We start from the raw sequence: 6,547 nt of genomic DNA on the forward strand, positions 1-6,547 counted from the left end.
GGGCAGATCTGTCCGTTATCGGCATTGAGGGCGATCAGGCGCGCGTCGGCGGTCGGCAAGAAGAGGCGGCGCGGGCAGTCAGTCGCCGTGGTTGCCGGTGTCGAGGCCGTTGACGTCGTCGCTGCCGCCGCCGGCGCGGTACTGGACGCCGCATAGTCCGCGTCGTTGTGATACGACACGCCACGGCAGGTCATGTGTTCCCACTTCTTGAAGGTGCCGTTCGCGCTCTGAATCTTCGGATCGAAGCGCCACTGCTCCTTGCCGGTGGTCGCATCCACGGCAATCACAATGCTGTGTGGCGTGCACACGTACAACGTGTCACCGATCTTCAGCGGGGTGACCTGGTTGGTGATTTCGACCGGATCCTCGGGACCCGGAAGGTCACCGGTGTGAAACTCCCAGGCCTTTTTCAGATGACCCACGTTCTGGGCCGTGATCTGGTCCAGGGGCGAATAGCGTTGACCGAAGGGGGTGCCACCATAGGTATGCCACTCGCCGGCCGGTAGGCCGCCRGGACCCAGTGCCGCCGTCGGCAGGACCGCATCGAGTCCGCGCGCGAGGTGGCCCTCGATCGTGGTCGATTCTCGGGGCAGGCTCACCAGTGCAACGACCAAGGGGAAGACGAGGCCGAGCGCAAGGGACGCCGCGGGATACGGCGCTGATGTCGCGCGCAGCGGCCGGCGAATGAAAGGCAGGGCGAGCCAGATCCCGAGCGCGAACCAGACGTCCAGGCGGGGCAACAGTTGCCAGAAATCGAGGCCGACCTCGTACAGCGCCCACACGGTCGTGAGCACCAGCATGACCGCGTAGAGCGAGAGGGCCGACTGTCGCTGCGCATAAAGCAATGCCGCGACGGCAATAAGGCCCAGGCCGAAGACGACGTAGTGCAGCGATCCACCCAGGGTGACGAGCTTGACGCCCAGCACGCTGAGCGCGATGCCAAGGAGCAGGACGACGACGGCCGTGAGAATCAAAATCCACGGCGGGCGTGAGGAAGTCGGAGGTCTCACGGGTGGGCTCCTTTTTTTCTTACGAGGGGCCGACTGGCCGCTACCGGCACATTGCGCTGCATCGATAGCGACCGTCTTGATGCGGATTGCGCCGATCAACGGATGAACGGCTCGCCGATGAATCGGCGATGGGTGCTACGAAACAGGCTCGGTTGGAGCCGATTCATCGGCGATGGGTGCTCGCGACAACGCCGAAGCCAGCCCCAGCGCTGCGGCTCCCACCAACGGAATACCGATAACCCAGGGCAAGGTGGCCGCTACCGAGAACAGCATCGTTCCGCTAGCCGGCCCCACGGTGTCTTTCAGATCGTTCGCCACCGACACGGCAGCCATGTACGTCGCCCGCGTCTTCGGTGCTGCCAGTTCGTTCACTGCTGAAGGAATCAGCGGCCCACAGAACATGTCGGCCATCGAGAAGCACGCCATCGCCGCGACAAGCGCAACGAGGCTCGGCGAGGCCAAAAGGACGCCAAAGGCCACGATCAGTATCGCCGCGCTGGCGAGCACCAGTACGCGTGCACTGATTTGAGCGGTGAGCCGCGTGACGGGGATCTGCAAGAATGACGTAAGCACGGCGCCGAAGGTAAAGAGCAAGCCGACGCCCGAAGGCGTCAGCGTCCCCGCGGCATGCACGCTGAGCGGCAGGACCGTTTCGACCCAGCTTCCCGAAACCTCCAGCAACATGAAGCACAGCAGCAAGCCGCCGAGACGGCGATCGCGAAGTGCGGGCAACAAGGCCGAGAAGCCTTCCTCGTCATCGTCTTCCTCCCCGGCGGTGCCGACGTGGCGAGTCTCGGGTAGCAAGCATGTCACCAGCGCAGCGGCCATCAGGAGCGCCACGGCGGAGCCGACGAATACCGTGCTCAACGACCTCAACACGAGAAGCGCACCAAGGGCCGGCCCGATGGCACGCCCGACACTGGAGAGCACACGCGCCACGGCAAAGTAATGGCGTGTCTCGTCCTGCGGCACGACATCGCCGATCACGGTGAATGCCGTCGGATGCAGCACGCTTTCGAAGACGCCAATCAGCAGAAGCACGGCAGCCGTCGCAATGACGCCGTGGCAGAACGACAACAGCAGGAATCCGCCGCCAACGCCCAGGGTGGAAGCAAGCAGGACAGGTCGTCGGCCCAGGCGATCCGCGATACCGCCAAGAAGCGGTGTGGCAAGCAGTTCGCCACCGGCGTAACAGCCGAAAAGGACGCCAATCCATGCCGTCGGCACGCCCGCGTCTTTCTGTGCCCACAGGGCAAAGAAAGGCAGCATCACGCCGTCGCCAATACTGATGAAAAGGAAGAGCAGGGCGGCGATGTACGCCGGTTTCCTGAAAAAGGTAAGCAGGTTCACGTTATCAACTCCACGCAGCGACCAGCCGCCACGAGGGCAACTGGACAGGATGCGCGTTGGTTGACGTAAACGCTTACGGCCGCCTGCGGTGGCGACGGCGCGACATTAGYAGCGGCAGGAGCGTCTGCCAAGTATCCGTCATGGAAGACTCGCGGGAAGTAGCACCGAGCGAAGCCTCAGCGCGTCGCCCATTGCGCGCGCAGGCGGCGGGCCTGCTCCTGGATTGCCTCGATCTGGTCCGCCGATAAGCGCTCCAGCGAGCGCCACTGAAGGGCCGCACGCGGGTGATGCCAGAAGCGCGCACGATGACGCTCGAGGAAATCCCAGTACAACGTCGTGAACGGGCACGCAGCGTCGCCCACAGCGTCGCCAGGCTTGTATCGGCACCCCGTGCAGTAGTTGCTCATGYGGTCGATATACCGGCCCGAGGCGGCGTAAGGCTTCGAGACCATGCGGCCGCCATCGGCGAACTGACTCATGCCAAGGGTGTTGGGAGCCTCGACCCATTCGACGGCATCGACATAGATCGCGAGATACCACTCGTGGATCAGCGTCGGCGTCACCCCGAGCAGCAGGGCGAAGTTGCCGGTCACCATCAAGCGCTGGATCACGAATTCGCGCCAACCCAGAATCTGGCGGATGAATCCTTCGATAGAGGACAAGCTGACCTTGCCTTCCTTAAAGCGTTCCAGCGCGCCCTCAATCACTTCCATCGGTGACAGAAGCCGCAGGTTCATACACGTCGACAGACGTGCATGGTAAAGCCACGTCTCCCCGGTCCACATGGCGTCCTGCCAGTGACCAAAAGCGGGCAAGCGATTGTCGAGAAAGTCGAGGAGAGCGTCCTGCGCCTGATCGCGCGTGACCGGCCAGTCGAACGCACCCAGCTCGCCTGGATGAGCGGGAAACGTGGAGGCGACATCGTCGATGGCTTCCTGCGTCATGGCATCGGGCGCGAAGGCCAGCGGGCGCGGCACCCAGCCCGGACCTTGCCGGCCAAAGCTGCCCCGGTTGTCTGAATCGTAGTTCCACTTGCCGCCGACGGGTTGGCCGTTGTCATCAAGCAGGATGGCGTGGCGCTGGCGCATCCAGCGGTAGAACAGCTCCATGCGAAGCTGTGTCTTGCCTTTGGCCCATTGGCCGAAATCATCGGTGGATACGAGAAAGTGCCGGTCCGGGCGTTCGACATAGTCCACGCTACACGCCTTCGCGACAGCCTTGATGCCTTCGCGCAGACGATGTTCGCCGGGACGGACCATGACCAGGCGGYGGGGCTTGAGGTCCTGGAGTTGCGATGCCAGGAGCTCGACAAGGTCGTCGGGGCCGGCGTCGGCGAGTCGCGTATACGTCAGGGGGACCTCGTCGGCGTCGAGCCCGGCCGCAAAATGGCGCATGGCGGCCAGGAAAAGCGCGCTCCTGGCCTTGTGCGACCACACGTGTTCGGACTCGCCTTTACGCTCGGCCATCCACACACGGTCGGCGGCAGGATCGAAGTCATCAAAGGCCGACGAGTCCCTGTTGAGCTGGTCGCCAAGGACGACAACGAGATGGCGCATGGCGTGTTGCCGGCTAGGACGGGGCGCCAGTGGAACAGTCGGTGCGTTAACCCGGAGCGAAGCCGGGTGCCGTTGACGTACGATGCGCTCCTGGTGCCAGGAATCTCAATCGAGGGAATAAAATGAAGGTTCATCCGACGGCGTTTTCGCGGTTCTCGACGTACGTGCTCCTGTCTCTGGTCATGGCATCTGCGCACGCCGCCCCTTTCGATGATCGTCTGCTTTCCAAGTTGGAAGCACCGGCAAAGGCGTCGATGGAAACCATGCAGATTTCCAGCCATGGTTCGCCGATGAATGCGTTGGTTTACGTGGCGGCAGGTGCCGGCCCGCATCCTGTCGTGATCCTGTTGCATGGCTTTCCAGGCAATGAACGCAACCTGGATCTCGCCCAGGACATGCGCCGCGCGGGATGGGACGTTCTGTTCTTCAACTACCGTGGGTCGTGGGGAACGCCGGGGGATTTCTCCTTCTCGCACAGCATCGAGGACGTGGTGGCCGCGATCGCCTACCTGCGTCAACCCGAAACGGCGAAACGACTGCGGCTGGATCCTTTACGCATCGTGCTGGTCGGTCACAGCATGGGTGGCTTCATGGCCGTGCAGGCCGCTGCCGCTGACCCGGCTATCAAGGGCATAGCGATGATTTCTGCAGCTGACCTGGCAGGCCGGTTCGGCGAGATGCAGGCGAAGGAGCAGGGCTCGCGGACCCAGGCGGTCACGAAGATGGGCGCGGCACTGGCGGAGGAAGGACTGGCGCCGCTCAACGGATGCACCCCCGAAGGCCTGGCGACGGATCTTGCTGACCACGCGACAACGTGGGCGTTTCAATCCATGGTCGGGCCGCTCAAGAACCGGCCGGCGTTCGTGATCACGTCGGACGATGGCTTGGCTCCTGCCGACGATGCGTTTGCGAATGCCCTTCGCAAAGCGGGCGACAAGCAGGTGACGACCCTCCATCTGCCGACCGACCACGCGTATTCCGACAAGCGGACCGAACTCTCTCACGGCCTGCTGCAGTGGCTGGCTACGTTCAAATAATCGAGGGGGAGGGCAGCTAGTGTCGGACGTCGAGCGTGTCGCAGAGCCGCAGCATCGCGCGGCCGATGCCGCGCTTCGGCAGGCGTTCGTCGGGCGGCAGCATGACGACCACCATCAGGGCGGCTTTCTCGACATCTTCAAGGCCAAGCTCGGAGGCCTGGCTGCGTAGGAGGTAGGCGCGAAATCGCGCTTCCTCCATATCGCCTTCGATCATCGCCTGACCGATGGCAGTCGCATCCAGCGCCAGGCGGTGGCGGCTGAGGACGGTTTCTTTGTCGATGGTGGCCATGGAACGAGCATAGGCGCGAGGGTGCGAAGGCGGCATCAGCCTTGCGTCGTATGCACTTATACTTGCGACCTTGCAACTATTGCTTAAAGGCGTAATATTGCGCCCATGCACAAGCTACCTCCAGACACGCATCCCCTCGCCGCCGAGCTCATGGGCGTCCTCATGCCCATCATCAAGGACAGCCAGGCCGGTGTGGCCGCCGTCATGGCCGGTTTTGACCTGACCTTCTCGCAGCTGCGCATGCTGTGGATCCTCGATAACTCGGGCTCGGACCTCGCGGTGAACGAGCTGGCCGAGACGGTTTCCCTGTCGCTGCCAGCAGCCGGTCGGGCCGTAGACGGCATGGTCCGCCTGGGTCTGCTGACCCGAAGGGAGGACGACGCGGACCGACGCATCAAGCGCATCGGTCTCGCCCAGCCGGGCCGCGAGGCGCTCGAGAAGATCGGTCGCGCTCGTGGCCGATCCGCAGATCGCTTTGTCCAGGCGCTCTCCGACGAAGAGCGGACCGCCTTGGCTGGTGCCCTGGCTACCCTTGGTGCGCTCACCCGCAAGCATTTCGMTACGCCCCCCGGCTCCTCTTACTGCTCCCCGGAAAAACCCGAATGAACGCCCCCGCCAAAACCGATGCGCCGCCGGCGCTCGACCGCCGGTTGCTGAGCATCGCTTCCGTCGTCGTGCTCGGCAGCTTCATGTCGATTCTCGACACCACCATCGTCAACGTCGCTATCCGCGAGTTGTCGCACTCGTTCGGCACATCGCTGTCGGTCACGCAGTGGATTTCCACCGGCTATATGCTGGCGCTTGCCACGGTGATCCCGCTGACCGGTTGGGCGGCCGATCGCTTCGGTACCAAGCGCCTGTACATCGGTTCCATCGCGCTGTTCGTGCTCGGCTCCGTGCTATGCGGCCTCGCATGGTCGGCGACATCGCTGATCGTCTTTCGCGTGCTGCAAGGCTTCGGTGGCGGCATGATCATGCCTGCTGGCATGACCATTCTTTCCCACGCCGCAGGACGCGAGCGCATGGGGCGCGTCATGGGACTGGTCGGCATCCCGATGCTGGTCGCGCCGATCGTCGGCCCCATTTTGGGTGGCTGGTTCGTCGACGATCTCTCGTGGCGCTGGATCTTCTTCGTCAATCTCCCGATCGGCGTGATCGCTTTGTTCGCGGCGTCGCGTTTCCTGGACCGCGATGAGCCCAAGCCACATCATGGACTCGACTGGCGTGGCCTGTTGATGCTGTCGCCGGGCCTGGCCATCTTCGTCTATGGGCTGGCGGAGACCGCGGCGGGTGGAGGCTTCACCC

Annotated in this window: 7 protein-coding genes; 3 read left to right on the forward strand and 4 right to left on the reverse strand. The window is 63.6% G+C overall.

What is annotated here, in order from left to right; translation table 11 throughout:
• The 3 genes from AC1DSN_RS16570 to AC1DSN_RS16580 all read right to left on the reverse strand — a co-directional run.
• On the reverse strand, positions 1-1,010 hold a 1,010-nt coding region (locus AC1DSN_RS16570), incomplete at its 3' end, for a PQQ-binding-like beta-propeller repeat protein (RefSeq protein WP_477331741.1).
• 135 nt (positions 1,011-1,145) lie between these two features.
• The gene (locus AC1DSN_RS16575; protein WP_477296375.1) at positions 1,146-2,360 is read right to left on the reverse strand and encodes an MFS transporter; all 1,215 of its coding nucleotides are present in this window, start codon (positions 2,358-2,360) and stop codon (positions 1,146-1,148) included.
• Between the two features lie 176 nt (positions 2,361-2,536).
• A complete protein-coding gene (locus AC1DSN_RS16580; RefSeq protein WP_477331743.1) occupies positions 2,537-3,916 on the reverse strand; it encodes a cryptochrome/photolyase family protein in 1,380 nt (459 codons plus the stop codon).
• A 122-nt stretch (positions 3,917-4,038) separates the two neighbouring features.
• On the opposite strand from AC1DSN_RS16580, the gene AC1DSN_RS16585 reads away from it, so the two are divergent.
• A complete protein-coding gene (locus AC1DSN_RS16585) occupies positions 4,039-4,953 on the forward strand; it encodes an alpha/beta hydrolase family protein (protein ID WP_477296377.1) in 915 nt (304 codons plus the stop codon).
• A 16-nt stretch (positions 4,954-4,969) separates the two neighbouring features.
• Here the strand turns inward: AC1DSN_RS16585 and AC1DSN_RS16590 are convergent, their stop codons facing one another.
• Positions 4,970-5,242: a hypothetical protein gene (locus AC1DSN_RS16590; protein WP_063570964.1), complete on the reverse strand. Its 273-nt coding sequence runs from the start codon at positions 5,240-5,242 to the stop codon at positions 4,970-4,972.
• A gap of 105 nt (positions 5,243-5,347) precedes the next feature.
• On the opposite strand from AC1DSN_RS16590, the gene AC1DSN_RS16595 reads away from it, so the two are divergent.
• Together AC1DSN_RS16595 and AC1DSN_RS16600 are read left to right on the forward strand one after the other, a co-directional pair.
• Positions 5,348-5,848 carry a MarR family winged helix-turn-helix transcriptional regulator gene (locus AC1DSN_RS16595; RefSeq protein WP_477331745.1) on the forward strand — a complete coding sequence of 167 codons (501 nt, stop codon included), beginning with the start codon at positions 5,348-5,350 and terminating at the stop codon, positions 5,846-5,848.
• Positions 5,845-6,547, forward strand: a 703-nt coding sequence (locus AC1DSN_RS16600; protein WP_477331747.1) for a DHA2 family efflux MFS transporter permease subunit, incomplete at its 3' end; no start/stop codon positions are given. The genes AC1DSN_RS16595 and AC1DSN_RS16600, both read left to right, overlap by 4 nt.

Source organism: Luteibacter sp. P4_D7_3 (assembly GCF_056401735.1).

Excerpts from the sequence above, each read along its gene's own strand:
- AC1DSN_RS16585 (WP_477296377.1), top strand. The coding sequence starts at position 4,039 with ATGAAGGTTCATCCGACGGCGTTTTCGCGGTTCTCGACGTACGTGCTC.
- AC1DSN_RS16590 (WP_063570964.1), bottom strand. The coding sequence starts at position 5,242 with ATGGCCACCATCGACAAAGAAACCGTCCTCAGCCGCCACCGCCTGGCG.